Here is a 20,219-nt window from a genome sequence, read left to right on the forward strand (position 1 = left end):
GCGATCGGAGCAATCAGGGTAACAACCATTTTGATGTTGTCGCCCGGCATTACCATCTCTACGCCTTCCGGCAGTTCGATGGTACCGGTCACGTCGGTAGTACGGAAGTAGAACTGCGGACGGTAGCCTTTGAAGAACGGGGTATGACGACCACCTTCTTCTTTGGACAGCACGTACACTTCAGATTCGAACTTGGTGTGCGGCTTGATAGAACCCGGCTTGGCCAGTACCTGACCACGCTCTACGTCTTCACGCTTAACACCACGCAGCAGCGCGCCGATGTTCTCGCCTGCACGACCTTCGTCCAGCAGCTTGCGGAACATTTCAACACCGGTACAGGTGGTAGAAACGGTATCTTTGATACCAACGATTTCTACGGTCTCACCTACTTTAACGATACCGCGCTCTACACGACCGGTTACTACGGTACCACGGCCAGCGATAGAGAATACGTCTTCGATAGGCATCAGGAACGGCTGGTCAATCGCGCGCTCCGGCTCCGGGATGTAGGTATCCAGGTGGCCAGCCAGCTCGATGATCTTCTCTTCCCACTGAGCGTCGCCTTCCAGCGCTTTCAGTGCGGAACCACGAACTACCGGCAGGTCATCACCCGGGAAGTCGTACTCGGTCAGCAGTTCACGAACTTCCATCTCAACCAGTTCGAGCAGCTCTTCGTCATCAACCATGTCACACTTGTTCATGAACACGATCATGTACGGGATACCAACCTGACGACCCAGCAGGATGTGCTCACGAGTCTGCGGCATCGGGCCGTCAGTCGCTGCTACTACCAGGATCGCGCCGTCCATCTGGGCAGCACCGGTGATCATGTTTTTAACGTAGTCGGCGTGACCCGGGCAATCTACGTGGGCGTAGTGACGGGTAGCGGTGTCGTATTCTACGTGGGAGGTGTTGATGGTGATACCACGCTCACGCTCTTCCGGTGCCTTGTCGATCTGGTCGAAGGCGAAAGCTTTACCACCGAAGTGCTTGGCCAGCACGTTGGTGATAGCTGCGGTCAGGGTGGTTTTACCGTGGTCAACGTGGCCGATGGTGCCGACGTTTACGTGCGGTTTATTACGCTCAAATTTTTCTTTAGACACGACGTAGTCCTTCTAGGTTAAACCCGCCTACCGTCGTAGGCGGGGAATCTTAAATTACTTGGATTTGCGCTCTTCGATCACGGCTTGTGCAACGTTGGTCGGTGCATCGTGATACTTGGCGAATTCCATGGCGTAGGAAGCACGACCCTGGGTAGCGGAACGCAGTGCAGTTGCATAACCGAACATTTCGGCCAGCGGCACCAGAGCACGTACGATCTTGCCGGACGGGCCATCTTCCATACCTTCGATCAGGCCACGACGACGGTTCAGGTCACCGATAACGTCGCCCATGTAATCTTCCGGAGTTTCAACTTCTACTTTCATGATCGGTTCGAGCAGAACCGGGTTGGCTTTCATGAAGCCAGCCTTAAAGGCCATGGAAGCAGCGATTTTGAACGCCAGTTCGGAAGAGTCGACATCGTGGTAAGAACCGAAGTGCAGACGCACACCCAGATCCATAACCGGGTAACCAGCCAGCGGACCAGATTTGAGCTGCTCACGGATACCTTTATCAACACCCGGGATGAATTCACCAGGAATGACACCACCTTTGATGTCGTTGACGAATTCGTAGGCTTTGCCTTCTTCCAGCGGGTACATGTCGATAACAACATGACCGTACTGACCGCGACCACCAGACTGCTTGGCATGCTTGCCTTCGATGTCTTTAACGGTGGTACGGATGGTTTCACGGTAGGCAACCTGCGGCTTACCTACGTTGGCTTCAACCTTGAACTCGCGACGCATACGGTCAACGATGATGTCCAGGTGCAGCTCACCCATACCAGCGATGATGGTTTGACCTGACTCTTCGTCAGTCCATACGCGGAAGGACGGATCTTCCTGAGCCAGACGGCCCAGAGCCAGACCCATCTTCTCTTGGTCAGCCTTGGTTTTCGGCTCAACCGCGATAGAAATTACCGGCTCCGGGAATTCCATACGCTCGAGGATGATCGGTGCGTTCGGGTCACACAGGGTGTCACCAGTGGTCACGTCTTTCAGACCGATGGCAGCAGCGATGTCACCAGCGCGTACTTCTTTGATCTCTTCACGCTTGTTGGCATGCATCTGAACGATACGGCCAAAACGCTCGCGCTTGTCCTTGACGGAGTTCAGCACGGTGTCACCGGAGTTGATCACGCCAGAGTAGACACGGAAGAAGGTCAGGTTACCAACGAACGGGTCGGTAGCGATCTTGAACGCCAGAGCAGAGAACGGCTCGTCATCAGAAGCGTGACGCTCGTCTTTGGTCTCGCCGTCCATTTTCAGGCCGTCGATAGCAGCAACGTCGGTCGGAGCCGGCAGGTACTCGATCACGGCATCCAGCATTGCCTGTACGCCCTTGTTCTTGAACGCGGAGCCACAGGTTACCAGGATGATTTCGTTGTTCAGCACGCGCTGACGCAGAGCACCTTTGATCTCTTCCTCGGTCAGCTCTTCGCCGCCCAGGTATTTTTCCATCAGGTCTTCAGACGCTTCAGCAGCGGCTTCAACCAGATTCATGCGCATTTCTTGCGCCTGTTCCAGCAACTCGGCCGGGACGTCTTCGTAATCGAAGGATACGCCCTGATCAGCTTCATTCCAGTTGATGGCTTTCATCTTGACCAGGTCAACAACGCCCTTGAAGTTCTCTTCAGAGCCGATGTTCAGCTGAAGGGGAACCGGAGTACCTTTCAGACGGGTCTTGATGTGCTCAACACAGCGCAGGAAGTTGGCGCCGGTACGGTCCATCTTGTTGACGAACGCGATACGGGGAACCTTGTACTTGTTAGCCTGACGCCATACGGTTTCAGACTGTGGCTGTACGCCACCTACGGCACAGTACACCATCACGGCACCGTCCAGAACACGCATTGAACGCTCTACTTCGATAGTAAAGTCAACGTGGCCCGGGGTATCGATGATGTTGATACGGTGCGGTTGGAACTGTTTACCCATACCGGACCAGAAAGCGGTGGTCGCGGCGGAGGTGATGGTGATACCACGCTCTTGTTCCTGTTCCATCCAGTCCATGGTGGCAGCGCCATCGTGAACTTCACCGATCTTGTGACTTACACCGGTGTAAAACAGTACGCGCTCGGTAGTAGTAGTCTTACCGGCGTCAATGTGAGCGGAGATACCGATGTTACGATAACGCTCAATGGGGGTTGTACGAGCCATTGTCATCCTCTTACTAAGGCGCTTGTCCCTAGATAATTAAAGGTGCGCAGAGTCAAAAGACCCTGCGCAAGCGGATTACCAGCGGAAGTGAGCGAAGGCTTTGTTCGCTTCAGCCATACGGTGAACGTCTTCACGTTTCTTGACAGACGAACCCTTATTGTCAGCGGCATCCAGCAGCTCGCCAGCCAGACGCTGAGCCATTGATTTTTCACCACGTTTACGAGCGGCATCAACCAACCAGCGCATTGCCAGGGCATTGCGACGTACCGGACGAACTTCTACCGGCACCTGATAGGTTGCACCACCGACGCGACGAGATTTAACCTCGACCGCCGGACGAATGTTATCCAGAGCTTCTTCGAATACGGCCAGGTGCTCTTTGCCAGATTTGGTGGCAATGATGTCCAGGGCGCCATAAACAATGGCTTCTGCAACAGATTTCTTACCGTCAACCATTACTACGTTGACAAATTTAGCCAGCAGCTCTGATCCGAACTTGGGATCTGGCAGGATTTTACGCTGACCAACAACACGACGTCTTGGCATTTCAAATTCTCCGTAACTTCAGGGATTACCCAAAACTAGAAAGCTATCTAACTAGAAACGAATTAACGTTTGGCCTTACTTAACGGAGAACCATTAAGCTTTAGGACGCTTCACGCCATACTTGGAGCGAGCCTGCTTACGGTCTTTAACACCGGCACAGTCCAACGCACCACGAACGGTGTGATAACGAACACCTGGCAAGTCTTTTACACGACCGCCACGGATCAGAACAACAGAGTGCTCTTGCAGGTTGTGACCTTCACCGCCGATGTAGGAGGTGACTTCGAAGCCGTTGGTCAGACGTACACGGCACACTTTACGCAGTGCAGAGTTAGGCTTCTTCGGGGTGGTGGTATATACACGAGTGCATACGCCACGCTTCTGAGGGCACGCTTCCAGCGCCGGCACGTTGCTTTTCACAACGAGCTTGATGCGTGGCTTGCGAACCAACTGGTTAATAGTTGCCATCAAAAGGCTCCTGATAATGACTTCATAAACGTGTGGAAAATCCTCCCCGCAGATACGGGGACGCGAAATTTTATGCCCTGTTGTCTGGGGAGTCAAGATTTATACAATTTGCGTCACAAAAGGGCAATTCGGATCCGTTTAATTTAACGACATCACCTTGAATTTTCTTGAAAATATGCTTCTCAGCCACCCCAGGTGCGCGGGGAACCTTTTTGCGCAATCAGTGCCACCAGACCCGCCATGTCGAGCACATTGCCCACCCGATGCTGCAAACCGCGAGCTTGCAGATCTTCCTGCATCACATAAAGCGGGATACCCGCCAGCCGCGCGCTCCACTGGGGAGCCGATGCCGCAATCACGGCATCCTGCATCAGTACCAGCTCATCCTCGGGCTGAAGGTATGAGAGCGCCTCTGCCAGAGCCTGACTCTGAAAGGGGGAGTTCAATATCAGATGCAACATGGAGACCTCAAAAGCTGATGTGAGTCGAACATTGTGCCCAGCGCCGAGCCAGTTCCTGGCGCGGCAGACTCTCGACCGGGATCAGCAGTTCATCCACTGTCACGCCACGCTCTGCCAGCGAGTCAGCACAAACATAGACCTCTTCGATGTCGTAGAGTTCCAGCATCTTGAAGGTGGGCGCGTAGTGGCGCTGCAAAATGGCGGCAGGTTGCTGCTCCTTGAGCAGTTGCAGCACGCCGTCCCCAATCAGGAAGAGGGCCAGCTCATCGGTCATGGCCGAGGTGGCCAGCAGGGCATCCAGTCCTTCCCGGCCGGCTGCATGGCCATGGGGGCCACGACTGCAGATAAAGGCGATTTTCTTGCTCATGACTCCCCCTAGAACTGAACCAGCCGATCGGCGGTGAGCGCCGCCTCGGCCAACTGGCCCAGACCGCTCAGACAAAATGGCGCTTGCAGATTGAAGTGTACCTGCCCTGCCCCCTTGGCTTCCTGTTCATCGAGCACACCGCGTCGCATGGCGGCGGCGACACAGACGTCGATACGGATCCCCTGCTCTTCTGCCAGCTCTCGCCACAGACGCACCAGGTCAGTCTCATCGGATGCAGGCAGATGCAGACCGTTGCCGTTGCAAACCCCATCCTGATAGAAGAACAGGTGGGACAAGGTATGCCCCTGTGCCAACAAGGTGCGGGCAAAACGATAGGCGGTGCTGGCCGATTGGGTGCCATAGGCGGGCCCCGTGACCAGGATGGCAAAACTCAGACTCATAGCAGGACTCCTGTGCTGACCCGGTCCATTTTACGCCAAAAACAAAAAAGCCCCTGCCAGGAGGGGCTTGATTCGATCTGTTGATCAGAGATGGGCAATCGCCTCAACTTCGACCAACACATCTTTCGGCAGACGGGCCACCTCCACGCAGGAGCGGGCTGGCGCCGCATCGCCAAAGTAGCGGGCATAGACCTGGTTGAAGGCAACGAAGTTGTTCATGTCGCTCAGGAAGCAGGTGGTTTTGACCACTTTGCTGGCATCGGCACCGGCAGCGTGCAACACGGCAACCAGGTTCTTCATCACCCGTTCGGCCTGCTCTTCAATGCCGCCAGCCACGATTTCCATGGTGGCAGGATCGAGCGGGATCTGCCCGGAGGTGAAGATCATCTCGCCAACCTTGGTAGCCTGAACATACGGACCAATCGCGGCAGGCGCCTTGTCGGTTGCAATCACTTCTTTAGCCATTCATCTATCCCCTTCTGGAATGAGTTACTCGTTCTCGTCTTCACCCTGCTTGCGCTGTCGGATGTAAAGATAAACGGTATGTTTTGAAATATTGAGTTTGTCCGCCACCAGATTGATCGAATCCTTGATATCGAAAATGCCCTTCTCGAACAGCTGGGTCACGATGAAGCGGTTCTTGGCATTGTTGGCCACGGTGGGATCGCGATTGATCTCGTCGATGGTGTTATCCACCGTCTGGGCAACCAGCTCTTCCACGCTGTTGGCGAAGGTCTCTGGTGACTGACGCGCCGCCTGCTGGGGCGTCGGGAAAAATTCGGCCACGAACTCGTGGAAAGGCGCATTGATATGCAGGTTGATGCAGATAAGCCCCACCACTTGCCGCTCGCTGTTGCGAATGGCGATAGTGCTCGACTTCATCAGCGCGCCGGTACGGCTGCGAGCGAAATAGCTCTGGGTGTAATCCTGGCCGGTGCTCTCGATGTCCTTGAGCATGCGCAGGGCGAGATCGGTGATGGGCGCCCCGAGGGTGCGTCCGGTATTGAAGCCGTTGGCGATCTTGATCACCGACTCGTGCAGATTTTCCAGGGAGTGGAGTACCACTTCACAATGCTTGCCGAACAGCTCGGCCAAGCCATCGATGAGCCCATCGTATGAGCGCAACAATTCCCTGTCTTCATCTGTAAAAGTGCGGCTGATCAGCTGTTCTTCGGGAAGCATGGCTTCCTCGATACCGACAGTCATGTTCTACCCCTGTAATAACCATTCAACTTTCCCGAGTTTTAAATTGCAGGGGAGTAAAGTCAACTTTTTTTGATTTTTTACTCTACAACTTTGCTCTGGATCATCCTGAAACCCGCGCTGCGTCTACCTTTGCCGAGGAATTGGCCAACAAAAAGGGCTCCTTGAAGGAGCCCTTTTCAATCACGGATGACGAGTTACTCTTCGTCGAAGCTACCGGCTGCGTTCAGCAGATCCGCCAGGTTCTGCTCCGCTTCATCAGCGGTCACCTGCGGGGTGCCAACAGCACGAGCTGCGGCAGCACGCTGGTTGATCCGGCTATGGTGGTAGGCAAAGCCTGTACCAGCCGGGATCAGACGACCCACGATGACGTTCTCTTTCAGACCACGCAGTTCATCACGCTTGCCACCTACGGCGGCTTCGGTCAGAACGCGAGTGGTTTCCTGGAAGGAAGCCGCGGAGATGAAGGACTCGGTGCTCAGAGATGCCTTGGTAATACCCATCAGTACATGACGGTAGGTCGCAGGGGTCTTGCCCTCGGCAACCAGCTTACGGTTGGCAATCTTCACACGAGCCACTTCAACCTGTTCGCCTTCGATCAGATCGGTATCGCCAGCGCTCAGGATCTCGCACTTGCGCAGCATCTGACGAACGATGACTTCGATGTGCTTGTCGTTGATCTTAACGCCTTGCAGACGGTATACGTCCTGCACTTCGTTGGCGATGTAGTTGGCGACCGGGCTGATACCGCGCAGACGCAGGATGTCGTGAGCAGACTCAGGACCGTCCGCCAGCACTTCACCCTTCTCAACTTTTTCACCTTCGAACACGTTCAGGTTACGCCACTTCGGAATCATCTCTTCGTAGACGTTGCCACCATCGGTCGGGGTGATGACCAGACGGCGTTTGCCCTTGGTCTCTTTCCCGAAGGAGATGGTACCGGAGATCTCGGCCAGAATTGCCGGTTCCTTCGGTTGACGTGCTTCGAACAGATCCGCAACGCGCGGCAGACCACCGGTGATGTCCTTGGTACCGCCGGACTCTTGCGGGATACGCGCTACCGCGTCACCCACACCCACGTTGGCACCATCTTCCAGGTTCACGATCGCCTTGCCCGGCAGGAAGTACTGGGCGGCTACATCGGTACCCGGGATCATCACGTCTTTGCCGTTCAGGTCGACCAGTTTAACGGTCGGACGCATCTCTTTACCGGCGCTCGGACGCTCGTTGACGTCCAGTACGACGATAGAAGAGAGACCGGTCAGCTCGTCGGTCTGACGAGTGATGGTCACGCCATCGATCATGTGTTCGAACTGCAGGCGACCTGCCACTTCGGTGATGATCGGGTGGGTGTGCGGATCCCAGTTGGCAACGGTCTCGCCAGCGCTCACGGCCTGGCCGTCCTTCACTTCCAGCACGGAACCGTAAGGCAGCTTGTGGCTTTCCTTGGTACGGCCCATGTCGTCCATGATGGTCAGTTCGGTAGAACGTGAGGTGATAACCAGTTTGTCATCGCTGTTGTGAACGAACTTGGCGTTCTGCAGCTTGATGGTACCTGTGTTCTTGACCTGGATGCTGCTTTCAGCAGCGGCACGAGATGCAGCACCACCGATGTGGAAAGTACGCATCGTCAGCTGGGTACCCGGTTCACCGATGGACTGGGCGGCGATAACACCGACAGCCTCACCCTTGTTAACCAGGTGACCACGGGCCAGATCACGGCCGTAGCAGTGAGCACAGTTACCGAAGTCGGTTTCACAGGTGATGGCAGAACGTACCTTCACACGGTCAACGGAGTTACGCTCCAGCAGGTCACACAGCTGCTCATCGAGCAGGGTGTTGCGAGCAACCAGGATCTCGTCCTCGGTACCCGGCTTGATGACATCTTCTGCCACCACACGACCCAGCACGCGCTCACGCAGCGGCTCGACCACGTCGCCACCCTCGATCAGCGGAGTCATCCACAGACCGTCGGTAGTGCCGCAATCGTCCTCGGTGATCACCATGTCTTGCGCCACGTCTACCAGACGACGAGTCAGGTAACCGGAGTTCGCAGTCTTCAGTGCAGTATCCGCCAGACCCTTACGAGCACCGTGGGTAGAGATAAAGTACTGCAGTACGTTCAGACCTTCGCGGAAGTTCGCGATGATCGGAGTCTCGATGATGGAGCCATCCGGCTTGGCCATCAGGCCACGCATACCGGCCAGCTGACGGATCTGGGCAGCGGAACCACGCGCACCAGAGTCGGCCATCATGAAGATGCTGTTGAACGAGGCCTGCTCTTCTTCTTCACCCAGCGAGTTGACGTTACGCTCTTTGGACAAGTTCTCCATCATGGCCTTGGAGACGCGCTCGTTGGCGCTGGCCCAGATATCGATAACCTTGTTGTAACGCTCGCCTGCAGTTACCAGACCTGACAGGAACTGGTCCTGGATCTCGGCAACTTCGGCTTCGGCTGCTGCGATGATGTCTTTCTTGGCATCCGGGATGACCATGTCATCGATACCAACGGAAGCACCGGACAGGGCCGCGTAGTGGAAACCGGTATACATCAGCTGGTCAGCGAAGATAACGGTGTCCTTCAGGCCCTGCTTGCGATAGCAGGTGTTCAGCAGACGGGAGATGAGCTTTTTGCCCAGCGCCTTGTTGGATACGCACTTGATCCAGTTCTGCGGATTGGCATCCAGATCAGCCTGTTCTGCAGCAGTCAGCACCTTCGGCTCGTCGATCAGGGCGTATTCCATACCTTTCGGCAGGATCAGGCTCAGGATCGCACGACCAACGGTGGTGTTCTTCATCTCGGTGTGTTCACGCAGAGAACCGTCTTCCTGACGCAGGTATTCGGTAATGCGTACTTTCACACGAGCATGCAGATCGGCCAGACCGGCGCGATATACTTTCTCGGCTTCTTTCGGGCCGGCCAGCACCATACCTTCGCCTTTGGCGTTGATACGGGCACGGGTCATGTAGTACAGACCCAAGACCACGTCCTGAGAAGGAACGATGATCGGCTCACCGGAGGCAGGCGACAGGATGTTGTTGGTAGACATCATCAGCGCACGCGCTTCCAGCTGGGCTTCCAGGGTCAGCGGTACGTGGACCGCCATCTGGTCACCATCGAAGTCCGCGTTATACGCAGCACAAACCAGTGGGTGCAGCTGGATTGCCTTGCCTTCGACCAGAGTCGGTTCGAATGCCTGGATACCCAGACGGTGCAGAGTCGGTGCACGGTTCAGCAGAACCGGGTGTTCGCGGATCACTTCGTCCAGGATATCCCAAACGACAGCTTCCTCGCGCTCCACCATCTTCTTGGCGGCCTTGATAGTGGTCGCCAGACCGCGGGTTTCCAGCTTGCCATAGATGAACGGCTTGAACAGTTCCAGAGCCATCTTCTTCGGCAGACCGCACTGATGCAGACGCAGAGTCGGGCCTACGGTGATAACGGAACGACCGGAGTAGTCGACACGCTTACCGAGCAAGTTCTGACGGAAACGACCCTGCTTACCCTTGATCATGTCGGCCAGGGATTTCAGCGGGCGCTTGTTGGAACCGGTGATGGCACGACCGCGACGGCCGTTATCCAGCAGCGCATCGACGGACTCTTGCAGCATACGCTTTTCGTTGCGCACGATGATGTCCGGAGCAGCCAGATCCAGCAGACGCTTCAAGCGGTTGTTACGGTTGATCACGCGACGGTACAGATCGTTCAGATCGGAAGTCGCGAAACGGCCGCCGTCCAGCGGTACCAGCGGACGCAGGTCCGGCGGCAGCACAGGCAGCACTGTCATGATCATCCACTCCGGCTTGTTGCCGGACTGCAGGAAAGCTTCCATCAACTTCAGACGCTTGGTGGTCTTCTTACGCTTGGTCTCGGAGTTGGTTTGATCCAGCTCCTCACGCATGGTTTTGACTTCACCTTCCAGATCGATAGCGCGCAGCAATGCCAGGATTGCTTCGGCACCCATCTTGGCGTCAAATTCGTCGCCCCACTCTTCCAGCGCATCCAGGTACTGCTCTTCAGAGAGCATCTGGCTGCGTTCGAGGTTGGTCATACCCGGCTCGATTACTACGAAAGATTCGAAGTAGAGCACGCGTTCGATGTCGCGCAGGGTCATGTCCAGCAGCAGACCGATACGGGACGGCAGGGACTTCAGGAACCAGATGTGGGCAGTCGGGCTGGCCAGCTCGATGTGACCCATACGCTCACGACGGACCTTGGTCTGGGTCACTTCAACGCCGCACTTCTCACAGATCACACCACGGTGTTTCAGGCGCTTGTACTTGCCGCACAGACACTCGTAGTCCTTCACCGGTCCGAAGATACGGGCGCAGAACAGACCATCACGCTCCGGCTTGAAAGTCCGGTAGTTGATGGTCTCAGGCTTTTTGACCTCACCGAATGACCAGGAGCGGATCATGTCAGGAGAGGCCAGACCGATCTTGATACTGTCAAACTCTTCGGTCTTGGTCTGAGCCTTCAAAAACTTGAGTAAGTCTTTCACGTGTTTCCCCTGTCAGGAGTCTAACCTCGGCGCCCCAGCTGCCAAAACAGCGGGGCGCCCACGTCAATTCTCGAACAATAAGAGCGAGCTCTTACTCTTCGTCCAGCTCGATGTTGATACCCAGAGAGCGGATTTCCTTCAGCAATACGTTGAAGGATTCGGGCATGCCCGGCTCCATACGGTGGTCGCCATCCACGATGTTCTTATACATCTTGGTACGGCCATTCACATCGTCAGACTTGACGGTCAGCATCTCCTGCAGGGTATATGCCGCACCGTAAGCCTCCAGGGCCCACACTTCCATCTCACCGAAACGCTGACCACCGAACTGAGCCTTACCACCCAGCGGCTGCTGGGTAACCAGGCTGTAAGAACCGGTAGAACGCGCGTGCATCTTGTCGTCGACCAAGTGGTTCAGCTTGAGCATGTACATGTAACCAACGGTTACTTTACGCTCGAAGCGGTTACCGGTACGGCCATCGAACAGATCAATCTGACCGGACTCCGGCAGATCGGCCAGCTTCAGCAGGGCTTTGATTTCGCGCTCTTTGGCACCATCAAAGACCGGAGTAGCAACCGGCAGACCCTTACGCAGGTTACCCACCAGGGTACGTACGTCGTCGTCAGACAGTTCGGCGATGTTCACTTGCTGGGTGTCCTTCTCGCCCAGGTCATAGACCTGTTGCAGGAAGTTGCGCATCTCGTGCAGCTCGCGCTGCTCTTTGACCATGCGATCGATCTTCTCGCCGATACCCTTGGCCGCAAGGCCCAGGTGCACTTCGAGGATCTGACCGATGTTCATACGGGATGGTACGCCCAACGGGTTCAGTACGATGTCGACCGGACGGCCGAACTCGTCATGAGGCATATCCTCGACCGGACAGATCTTGGAGATAACACCCTTGTTACCGTGACGGCCCGCCATCTTGTCACCCGGCTGGATGCGACGCTTGACTGCCAGATAAACCTTGACGATTTTCAGTACGCCCGGCGCCAGATCATCACCCTGGATAATCTTGCGACGCTTGTTCTCGAATTTCTTGTCAAACTCGGCTTTCAGCTCAACGTGCTGTTCAGCGATCTGTTCCAGTTCGGTCTGCTTGCCTTCGTCTTCGATGGCCAGTTCAAACCACTTGGAGCGATCGAGCTTGTTCAGACGATCTTCGCTGTAACCGGCGGCCAGCAGCAGGTTGCGGGAACGGCCGAAAATGCCGTCTTCCAGGATCTTGAACTCTTCGGTCAAGTCCTTCTTCGCTTCCTTCAGCTGCATCTCTTCGATTTCTTTGGCGCGCTTGTCTTTTTCCACGCCATCGCGGGTAAAGACTTGCACGTCAACCACGGTACCGTACACACCGTTCGGTACACGCAGGGAGGAGTCCTTCACATCGGACGCCTTCTCACCGAAGATGGCGCGCAGCAGCTTCTCTTCCGGCGTCAGCTGGGTTTCACCTTTCGGGGTTACCTTACCGACCAGAATGTCGCCGCCCTTCACTTCGGCACCCACGTAGACGATACCGGACTCGTCCAGCTTGGACAGAGCGGCTTCACCCACGTTCGGGATGTCAGCAGTGATCTCTTCCGGACCCAGCTTGGTGTCACGGGAGATACAGGCCAGTTCCTGGATATGGATGGTGGTCAGGCGATCTTCCTGAACAACACGCTCGTTCACCAGGATCGAGTCTTCGAAGTTGTAACCGTTCCACGGCATGAACGCGACGCGCATGTTCTGACCGAGCGCCAGTTCACCCAGGTCGGTGGACGGGCCGTCAGCCAGTACGTCGCCAGCCATGACCGGCTCACCCAACATCACGCAAGGACGCTGGTTGATACAGGTGTTCTGGTTGGAACGGGTGTATTTGGTCAGGTTGTAGATGTCGATACCGGCTTCGCCTGGCATCAGCTCATCTTCATTGACCTTCAGGACGATACGGGAGGCATCGACATAGTCGATTACGCCGCCACGCTTGGCTACTACGGTTACACCGGAGTCAACGGCCACAGCGCGTTCCATACCAGTACCTACAAGCGGCTTGTCAGCACGCAGAGTCGGTACAGCCTGACGTTGCATGTTTGAACCCATCAATGCACGGTTCGCGTCATCGTGCTCCAGGAACGGGATCAGAGCGGCTGCCACAGATACGATCTGCTGCGGGCTCACGTCCATATACTGGATCTGGTCGGCGTTCATAAAGGTGGATTCACCTTTGTGACGGCACGGGATCAATTCATCTTTCAGACGGCCATCTTCGGTGGTCGCGGCGTTAGCCTGTGCGATCACGTACTTGCCTTCTTCAATAGCAGACAGGTAGTCCACTTCGTCGGTGATCACACCGTCAATGACCTTGCGGTACGGGGTCTCGAGGAAACCGTACTCGTTGGTACGAGAGTACACGGACAGAGAGTTGATCAGACCGATGTTCGGACCTTCAGGAGTCTCGATAGGGCACAGACGACCGTAGTGAGTCGGATGTACGTCTCGGACTTCAAAGCCGGCACGCTCACGAGTCAAACCGCCCGGGCCCAGCGCGGAAATACGACGCTTGTGGGTCACTTCGGACAGCGGGTTGTTCTGGTCCATGAACTGGGACAGCTGGCTGGAACCAAAGAACTCTTTGACTGCGGCGGAGATCGGCTTGGCGTTGATCAGATCCTGCGGCATGAGGGTGTCCAGGTCGCCTAGGGAGAGACGCTCCTTGACTGCACGCTCGACACGCACCAGACCGACGCGGAACTGGTTTTCAGCCATTTCACCGACAGAACGGATACGACGGTTACCCAAGTGGTCGATATCGTCCACTTCGTCGTTACCGTTACGGATGTCGATCAGGCGCTTCATCACATCGACGATGTCGTCTTTGGTCAGTACACCAGCGCCAGTCTCGTCTTCACGACCCAGACGGCGGTTGAACTTCATCCGACCTACGGTAGACAGGTCGTAACGCTCGGCGGAGAAGAACAGGTTTTCGAACAGCTGTTCTGCAGCTTCGCGAGTAGGCGGCTCGCCCGGGCGCATCATGCGATAGATCTCGACCAGCGCTTCCAAACGGTTGGAGCTGGAGTCGACACGCAGGGTCTCGGACATGTAGGCACCGTGATCCAGTTCGTTGGTGAACAGAACCTCGAAATGCTTGAAGCCGGCTTGGGACAGGTTGGCGATCGCTTCCAGGCTCAGTGCCTGGTTGGCGGTCACGACCATCTCGCCAGTTTGCGGATGTGCGTAGTCCTTGGCAGCAACTTTGCCAACAACATACTCAACCGGTACCTCAATCTGGGTAACGGCATCTTTTTCCAACTGACGGATGTGACGCGCAGTCACACGACGACCGGTCTCAACCACCACGGCGCCATTGGCCACGATGTCAAAGGTCGCAGTTTCACCACGCAGACGCTCCGGCACCAGATCCATCATCAACTTGCCATCTTTTACTTCAAAACCGATGGTCTCGAAGAAGGTGGCCAGGATTTGTTCGGAAGTGAAGTCCAGGGCGCGCAGAATAATGGATGCTGGCAGTTTACGACGACGGTCGATACGGACAAACAGGTTGTCTTTCGCATCAAACTCGAAGTCCAGCCAGGAGCCACGGTAGGGGATAACGCGAGCGTTATACAGTACCTTACCGGATGAATGAGTTTTGCCTTTATCGTGGTCGAAGAAGACGCCCGGGCTGCGGTGCAGCTGGGAGACGATAACCCGCTCGGTACCATTGATAACAAAGGTGCCGTTCTCGGTCATGAGCGGAATTTCGCCCATGTATACTTCTTGTTCCTTGATGTCTTTGACGGTGCCGGCAGCTGCTTCACGGTCGTACAGAACCATACGAAGCTTGACACGCAGCGGCGCGGAGTAGGTCACTCCACGGATCTGGCATTCTTTTACGTCAAATACCGGCTCACCCAGGCGATAGCTGACATACTGAAGCTCAGCACTACCGGAGTAACTGGTGATCGGGAAAACGCTACGGAAAGCGGCCTCTAGGCCATATTCACCTTCCGGGTCAGCCTCGATGAACTGCTTGAAGGAGTCCAGCTGAATGGACAACAGATAAGGCGTGTCCAGTACCTGGTCTCGCTTACCGAAGTCCTTACGAATGCGTTTTTTTTCGGTATAAGAGTAAACCATAGGGTTCCTCAGCTCGCTGATAAGTGACCCACTCTGTCCCGCGGGACAGCTCTGTCTCAACACCGTTTTGTGTTGGCCCGGACGAAAGAAGACAGTCCGGATTGCTGGTGCACCGAGAGTCGTAAACGGTGTGAAATGCTCTCAGTCTACAGCGCAAAAAGGCTGGTGAACAAAAATTCACCAGCCCTAGCCTGTTTTATCAGGCTAATCTACATAAATGCAGATTATTTGATCTCAACAGAAGCACCGGCAGCTTCCAGCTCTTTCTTCAGAGCTTCAGCTTCGTCCTTGGACACGCCTTCCTTCAGGTTAGCCGGAGCAGCTTCTACCAGATCTTTGGCTTCTTTCAGGCCCAGACCGGTAGCGCCACGAACGGCTTTGATAACGGCAACTTTGTTGGCGCCAGCAGCAGTCAGAACTACGTCGAACTCGGTCTTCTCTTCTACTGCTTCAGCAGCAGCCGGGCCAGCCATTACGGCAGCAGCGGCAGAAACACCGAACTTCTCTTCCATAGCTTCGATCAGCTCAACAACTTCCATTACGGACATGGAAGCAACGGCTTCGATGATTTGGTCTTTAGTGATAGACATGACAAAAATTCCTGATGTTGAATAAACTCAAACAGCCTAAATAGGCGAGAATCAAGCAGCAGCTTGTTTCTGGTCGCGAACAGCAGCGATAGTACGAACCAGCTTGCCAGCAGAGGCTTCTTTCATAGTCGCCATCAACTTCGCAATTGCTTCTTCGTAAGTCGGCAGCGTGGCCAGACGATCAATTTGTGCTGCGGCGATAAACTCACCGTTAAAAGCGCCAGCCTTGATTTCGAACTTTTGGTTCGCTTTGGCAAACTCTTTGAACAGACGAGCAGCAGCGCCCGGGTGTTCGTTAGAGAAAGCAATCAAGGTAGGACCGGTAAATGCGTCGTTCAGGCACTCGTATTCGGTACCTTCTACCGCGCGACGCAGCAGGGTGTTACGCACAACGCGCATGTACACACCGGCTTCACGAGCGGTTTTACGCAGGACGGTCATCTTGTCTACAGTTACACCGCGAGAATCGGCAACAACTGCAGAAAGAGCGCCTTTGGCAGCTTCGTTGACTTCAGCAACAATTGCCTTTTTGTCTTCGAGTCCCAATGCCATTGGCTTAACTCCTGGATTGAATCCGGGTCTATTGACCCAGTACTGACACATCCCCCCTACCTTTACAACAGAGGGGAACGATGCGGTAGCAGGATTCCAGAAGAGAAAGAATCTTTCTCGCTGGGTTTCCGGCACCGTCTACGCAGGAAACATTAAGGCTTTGCAGCCTCCTGCGGTCTTGGACGGAGGTCGAAACCCCCAACCAATCAAGGCGCAAAATTATAGATTAAATTTTGCGCCTTGTAAAACCCATCAATTAGGCCTGAGCTTCCAGAGAAGCTTGGTCTACGGCAACACCGGCACCCATGGTGGTGGAGATGCTGACTTTCTTGATGAATTGACCTTTGGCGGAAGAGGGCTTGCCTTTTTTCAGGGCAACCAGCAGAGCTTCCAAGTTTTCTTTCAGCTGAACTTCGTTGAAAGAAACCTTACCCAGAGTGGTATGGATGATACCATTCTTGTCGTTACGGTAACGAACCTGACCAGCCTTGGCGTTCTTGACAGCTTCGGCAACGTTAGGAGTTACAGTACCAACTTTCGGGTTCGGCATCAGGCCGCGCGGGCCCAGGATTTGACCCAGTTGACCAACAACGCGCATGGCATCCGGGGATGCGATAACTACGTCGAAGTTCATCTCGCCTTTCTTAACCAGATCGGCCAGGTCATCCATACCTACCAGGTCAGCACCGGCAGCTTTAGCTGCTTCGGCGTTGGCACCTTGGGTAAATACGGCAACGCGTACATCACGACCGGTACCGTGCGGCAGTACAGTAGCACCACGTACGTTCTGGTCAGATTTACGAGCGTCGATACCCAGGTTGACAGCAACGTCAACGCTTTCAACGAACTTGGCGGTAGCCAGTTCTTTCAGCAGGGCAATGGCTTCGTTGATGGAGTACTCTTTGGTACCGTCAACTTTTTCGCGAATAACGCGCATACGCTTGGAAAGTTTAGCCATTGTCTTAATCCTCCACTACCAGACCCATGGAACGAGCGGAGCCTGCGATGCAACGTACTTTTGCATCCAGATCGGCACCAGTCATATCCGGCTCTTTGGTCTTGGCGATTTCTTGCAGCTGGGCAACGGTCACCTTACCAACCTTGTCTTTGTTCGGCTTGGAAGAACCAGACTTGATGCCAGCAGCTTTCTTCAGCAGGAAGGAAGCAGGCGGAGTCTTGGTTTCGAAGGTGAAGGAACGGTCGCTGTAAACGGTGATCACGACCGGAGTCGGTGAACCTTTTTCCAGCTTCTCTGTACGAGCGTTGAACGCCTTACAGAATTCCATGATGTTAACACCGTGTTGACCCAGTGCAGGACCAACGGGAGGAGACGGGTTGGCTGCACCAGCAGCAACCTGCAGCTTGATATAAGCTGTGACTTTCTTAGCCATTAGGAAAATACCTCAAAAATGGGTTCTAGCGCCTCGGAGACTTGCTCCTGCAAACGGCTCCCCAACTAATAAAGGGGCAGCGAATTATAGAGATATTCGCTGCCCCTGACAACCGTTAAACGTACAGAATTCAATCAGCCCTTTTCGACCTGACCAAAATCCAGTTCAACAGGAGTAGAACGACCGAAGATCAGTACAGAGACCTTCACGCGGCTCTTCTCATAATCGACCTCTTCAACGGTACCGTTGAAGTCGGCAAACGGACCATCGGCAACCCGCACCATTTCACCCGGTTCAAACAGGGTTTTCGGACGCGGCTTGTCGTGGGCATCCTGCAGACGGTTCAGGATGGCATCGGCCTCTTTGTCGGAGATCGGTGCCGGACGGTCGGAAGTACCGCCGATGAAGCCCATTACACGCGGTACGTTACGTACCAGGTGCCATGTGGTTTCATCCATGATCATCTGGACCAGGACATAACCCGGGAAAAACTTGCGCTCACTCTTGCGCTTCTGGCCAGCACGCATCTCGACCACTTCTTCGGTCGGGACCAGTACTTCACCGAACATGTCTTCCATGCCATGCATCTTGATATGTTCACGCAGGGACTTGGCTACACGGCCTTCATAGCCGGAAAAAGCCTGCACGACATACCATCTCATACGTTGTTCACGTTGTTCAGTCATGGCTTATCCTTACACACCGGTAATCAGGTTGACCAACCAGACCAAGGCACCGTCCAGAACGAACAGCAGCAGCCCCATCACGGCGGTCACCGCCAGCACAATCAGGGTTGTCTGAATGGCTTCCTGACGGGTCGGCCATACGACCTTGCGGACTTCCAGGCGAGACTCACGGGCGAATGCCAGTGTTGCCTTTCCCTTGGTGGTTTGCAGGGCTACTGCACCAGCAGCAGCAATGACAACGACCACACCCAGGGCGCGGACGGCAGCGACAACATCGTTGAGCAGGTAATTACCCACTACAGCGGCCGCCAGGATAATGAAAACCAGGCCCCAAAGCAGGGTATCCTTGCTTCCGCCCTGGCTCTCAGAACTAACACTCATACAACCCACCTGTATCTGACGTAACCAAAGACACAAAAGCCCCGTACGAGACGAGGTATATGGCAGGGGCGGCAGGACTCGAACCCGCAACCATCGGTTTTGGAGACCGCTGTTCTACCAATTCGAACTACGCCCCTACACAAGAAAGCCCCTATTATAGGGGCTTTGCTTTATTTATGTAAGCCAAAGATTAAGCGATTACGCTGGCTACAACACCGGCACCTACGGTACGGCCACCTTCACGGATAGCGAAACGCAGGCCGTCGTCCATTGCGATCGGAGCAATCAGGGTAACAACCATTTTGATGTTGTCGCCCGGCATTACCATCTCTACGCCTTCCGGCAGTTCGATGGTACCGGTCACGTCGGTAGTACGGAAGTAGAACTGCGGACGGTAGCCTTTGAAGAACGGGGTATGACGACCACCTTCTTCTTTGGACAGCACGTACACTTCAGATTCGAACTTGGTGTGCGGCTTGATAGAACCCGGCTTGGCCAGTACCTGACCACGCTCTACGTCTTCACGCTTAACACCACGCAGCAGCGCGCCGATGTTCTCGCCTGCACGACCTTCGTCCAGCAGCTTGCGGAACATTTCAACACCGGTACAGGTGGTAGAAACGGTATCTTTGATACCAACGATTTCTACGGTCTCACCTACTTTAACGATACCGCGCTCTACACGACCGGTTACTACGGTACCACGGCCAGCGATAGAGAATACGTCTTCGATAGGCATCAGGAACGGCTGGTCAATCGCGCGCTCCGGCTCCGGGATGTAGGTATCCAGGTGGCCAGCCAGCTCGATGATCTTCTCTTCCCACTGAGCGTCGCCTTCCAGCGCTTTCAGTGCGGAACCACGAACTACCGGCAGGTCATCACCCGGGAAGTCGTACTCGGTCAGCAGTTCACGAACTTCCATCTCAACCAGTTCGAGCAGCTCTTCGTCATCAACCATGTCACACTTGTTCATGAACACGATCATGTACGGGATACCAACCTGACGACCCAGCAGGATGTGCTCACGAGTCTGCGGCATCGGGCCGTCAGTCGCTGCTACTACCAGGATCGCGCCGTCCATCTGGGCAGCACCGGTGATCATGTTTTTAACGTAGTCGGCGTGACCCGGGCAATCTACGTGGGCGTAGTGACGGGTAGCGGTGTCGTATTCTACGTGGGAGGTGTTGATGGTGATACCACGCTCACGCTCTTCCGGTGCCTTGTCGATCTGGTCGAAGGCGAAAGCTTTACCACCGAAGTGCTTGGCCAGCACGTTGGTGATAGCTGC

General features: G+C 55.1%; 18 protein-coding genes and 1 tRNA gene. All 19 read right to left on the reverse strand.

Annotated features, from left to right (window positions below; genetic code table 11):
- Positions 1-1,103: elongation factor Tu (gene tuf, locus AB5Y71_RS04690; protein WP_368171110.1), on the reverse strand; the 1,103-nt coding region annotated here is incomplete at its 3' end.
- A gap of 54 nt (positions 1,104-1,157) precedes the next feature.
- Positions 1,158-3,263, reverse strand: coding sequence for an elongation factor G (gene fusA, locus AB5Y71_RS04695; RefSeq protein ID WP_021229318.1), 2,106 nt, complete (start codon positions 3,261-3,263; stop codon positions 1,158-1,160).
- Positions 3,264-3,338: 75 nt separating this feature from the next.
- Positions 3,339-3,809: a 30S ribosomal protein S7 gene (gene rpsG, locus AB5Y71_RS04700; RefSeq protein WP_005339911.1), complete on the reverse strand. Its 471-nt coding sequence runs from the start codon at positions 3,807-3,809 to the stop codon at positions 3,339-3,341.
- Between the two features lie 93 nt (positions 3,810-3,902).
- Positions 3,903-4,277, reverse strand: coding sequence for a 30S ribosomal protein S12 (gene rpsL, locus AB5Y71_RS04705; RefSeq protein WP_005306278.1), 375 nt, complete (start codon positions 4,275-4,277; stop codon positions 3,903-3,905).
- 182 nt (positions 4,278-4,459) lie between these two features.
- Entirely contained in the window at positions 4,460-4,738 is a 279-nt protein-coding gene (gene tusB, locus AB5Y71_RS04710) for a sulfurtransferase complex subunit TusB (RefSeq protein ID WP_005339909.1), read from the reverse strand.
- A gap of 7 nt (positions 4,739-4,745) precedes the next feature.
- Positions 4,746-5,105, reverse strand: a complete 360-nt coding sequence (gene tusC, locus AB5Y71_RS04715; RefSeq protein WP_206900959.1) for a sulfurtransferase complex subunit TusC — start codon at positions 5,103-5,105, stop codon at positions 4,746-4,748.
- A gap of 8 nt (positions 5,106-5,113) precedes the next feature.
- Entirely contained in the window at positions 5,114-5,506 is a 393-nt protein-coding gene (gene tusD, locus AB5Y71_RS04720; protein WP_021229315.1) for a sulfurtransferase complex subunit TusD, read from the reverse strand.
- Positions 5,507-5,590: 84 nt separating this feature from the next.
- Complete coding sequence (locus tag AB5Y71_RS04725; RefSeq protein WP_005339904.1) at positions 5,591-5,971, reverse strand: RidA family protein; 381 nt, start codon at positions 5,969-5,971, stop codon at positions 5,591-5,593.
- A gap of 24 nt (positions 5,972-5,995) precedes the next feature.
- Positions 5,996-6,712: a transcriptional regulator gene (locus AB5Y71_RS04730; RefSeq protein ID WP_005339902.1), complete on the reverse strand. Its 717-nt coding sequence runs from the start codon at positions 6,710-6,712 to the stop codon at positions 5,996-5,998.
- Positions 6,713-6,906: 194 nt separating this feature from the next.
- On the reverse strand, positions 6,907-11,211 hold the full coding sequence (gene rpoC / locus AB5Y71_RS04735; protein ID WP_005339899.1) for a DNA-directed RNA polymerase subunit beta': 4,305 nt from the start codon (positions 11,209-11,211) through the stop codon (positions 6,907-6,909).
- 91 nt (positions 11,212-11,302) lie between these two features.
- Positions 11,303-15,331 (reverse strand): DNA-directed RNA polymerase subunit beta, encoded by a 4,029-nt coding sequence (gene rpoB / locus AB5Y71_RS04740; RefSeq protein WP_005339897.1) that lies wholly within the window; start codon positions 15,329-15,331, stop codon positions 11,303-11,305.
- Between the two features lie 224 nt (positions 15,332-15,555).
- The gene (gene rplL, locus AB5Y71_RS04745) at positions 15,556-15,921 is read right to left on the reverse strand and encodes a 50S ribosomal protein L7/L12 (protein WP_005306304.1); all 366 of its coding nucleotides are present in this window, start codon (positions 15,919-15,921) and stop codon (positions 15,556-15,558) included.
- A gap of 51 nt (positions 15,922-15,972) precedes the next feature.
- Positions 15,973-16,473 (reverse strand): 50S ribosomal protein L10, encoded by a 501-nt coding sequence (gene rplJ, locus AB5Y71_RS04750; RefSeq protein WP_005339895.1) that lies wholly within the window; start codon positions 16,471-16,473, stop codon positions 15,973-15,975.
- Positions 16,474-16,729: 256 nt separating this feature from the next.
- Complete coding sequence (gene rplA, locus AB5Y71_RS04755) at positions 16,730-17,431, reverse strand: 50S ribosomal protein L1 (protein WP_005339888.1); 702 nt, start codon at positions 17,429-17,431, stop codon at positions 16,730-16,732.
- Between the two features lie 4 nt (positions 17,432-17,435).
- Positions 17,436-17,864, reverse strand: a complete 429-nt coding sequence (gene rplK, locus AB5Y71_RS04760) for a 50S ribosomal protein L11 (RefSeq protein WP_005339887.1) — start codon at positions 17,862-17,864, stop codon at positions 17,436-17,438.
- A gap of 134 nt (positions 17,865-17,998) precedes the next feature.
- On the reverse strand, positions 17,999-18,550 hold the full coding sequence (nusG, locus tag AB5Y71_RS04765; protein ID WP_005306318.1) for a transcription termination/antitermination protein NusG: 552 nt from the start codon (positions 18,548-18,550) through the stop codon (positions 17,999-18,001).
- A gap of 9 nt (positions 18,551-18,559) precedes the next feature.
- Positions 18,560-18,931, reverse strand: a complete 372-nt coding sequence (secE, locus tag AB5Y71_RS04770) for a preprotein translocase subunit SecE (protein ID WP_005306322.1) — start codon at positions 18,929-18,931, stop codon at positions 18,560-18,562.
- Positions 18,932-18,991: 60 nt separating this feature from the next.
- A tRNA-Trp gene (locus AB5Y71_RS04775) sits at positions 18,992-19,068 on the reverse strand.
- A 53-nt stretch (positions 19,069-19,121) separates the two neighbouring features.
- Positions 19,122-20,219 (reverse strand): elongation factor Tu (tuf, locus tag AB5Y71_RS04780; RefSeq protein WP_368171111.1); only part of this gene is annotated, 1,098 nt, incomplete at its 5' end.

Origin of the sequence: Aeromonas sp. R9-2 (assembly GCF_040908025.1) — a bacterium.
In the GTDB taxonomy this organism is placed as follows: domain Bacteria; phylum Pseudomonadota; class Gammaproteobacteria; order Enterobacterales; family Aeromonadaceae; genus Aeromonas; species Aeromonas veronii.

Excerpts from the sequence above, each read along its gene's own strand:
- rplJ (WP_005339895.1), bottom strand. The coding sequence starts at position 16,473 with ATGGCATTGGGACTCGAAGACAAAAAGGCAATTGTTGCTGAAGTCAAC.
- AB5Y71_RS04730 (WP_005339902.1), bottom strand. The coding sequence starts at position 6,712 with ATGACTGTCGGTATCGAGGAAGCCATGCTTCCCGAAGAACAGCTGATC.
- rplK (WP_005339887.1), bottom strand. The coding sequence starts at position 17,864 with ATGGCTAAGAAAGTCACAGCTTATATCAAGCTGCAGGTTGCTGCTGGT.
- tusC (WP_206900959.1), bottom strand. The coding sequence starts at position 5,105 with ATGAGCAAGAAAATCGCCTTTATCTGCAGTCGTGGCCCCCATGGCCAT.
- AB5Y71_RS04725 (WP_005339904.1), bottom strand. The coding sequence starts at position 5,971 with ATGGCTAAAGAAGTGATTGCAACCGACAAGGCGCCTGCCGCGATTGGT.
- fusA (WP_021229318.1), bottom strand. The coding sequence starts at position 3,263 with ATGGCTCGTACAACCCCCATTGAGCGTTATCGTAACATCGGTATCTCC.
- rplA (WP_005339888.1), bottom strand. The coding sequence starts at position 17,431 with ATGGCTAAACTTTCCAAGCGTATGCGCGTTATTCGCGAAAAAGTTGAC.
- nusG (WP_005306318.1), bottom strand. The coding sequence starts at position 18,550 with ATGACTGAACAACGTGAACAACGTATGAGATGGTATGTCGTGCAGGCT.
- tusD (WP_021229315.1), bottom strand. The coding sequence starts at position 5,506 with ATGAGTCTGAGTTTTGCCATCCTGGTCACGGGGCCCGCCTATGGCACC.
- tusB (WP_005339909.1), bottom strand. The coding sequence starts at position 4,738 with ATGTTGCATCTGATATTGAACTCCCCCTTTCAGAGTCAGGCTCTGGCA.
- rplL (WP_005306304.1), bottom strand. The coding sequence starts at position 15,921 with ATGTCTATCACTAAAGACCAAATCATCGAAGCCGTTGCTTCCATGTCC.
- rpsL (WP_005306278.1), bottom strand. The coding sequence starts at position 4,277 with ATGGCAACTATTAACCAGTTGGTTCGCAAGCCACGCATCAAGCTCGTT.
- secE (WP_005306322.1), bottom strand. The coding sequence starts at position 18,931 with ATGAGTGTTAGTTCTGAGAGCCAGGGCGGAAGCAAGGATACCCTGCTT.
- rpoB (WP_005339897.1), bottom strand. The coding sequence starts at position 15,331 with ATGGTTTACTCTTATACCGAAAAAAAACGCATTCGTAAGGACTTCGGT.
- rpsG (WP_005339911.1), bottom strand. The coding sequence starts at position 3,809 with ATGCCAAGACGTCGTGTTGTTGGTCAGCGTAAAATCCTGCCAGATCCC.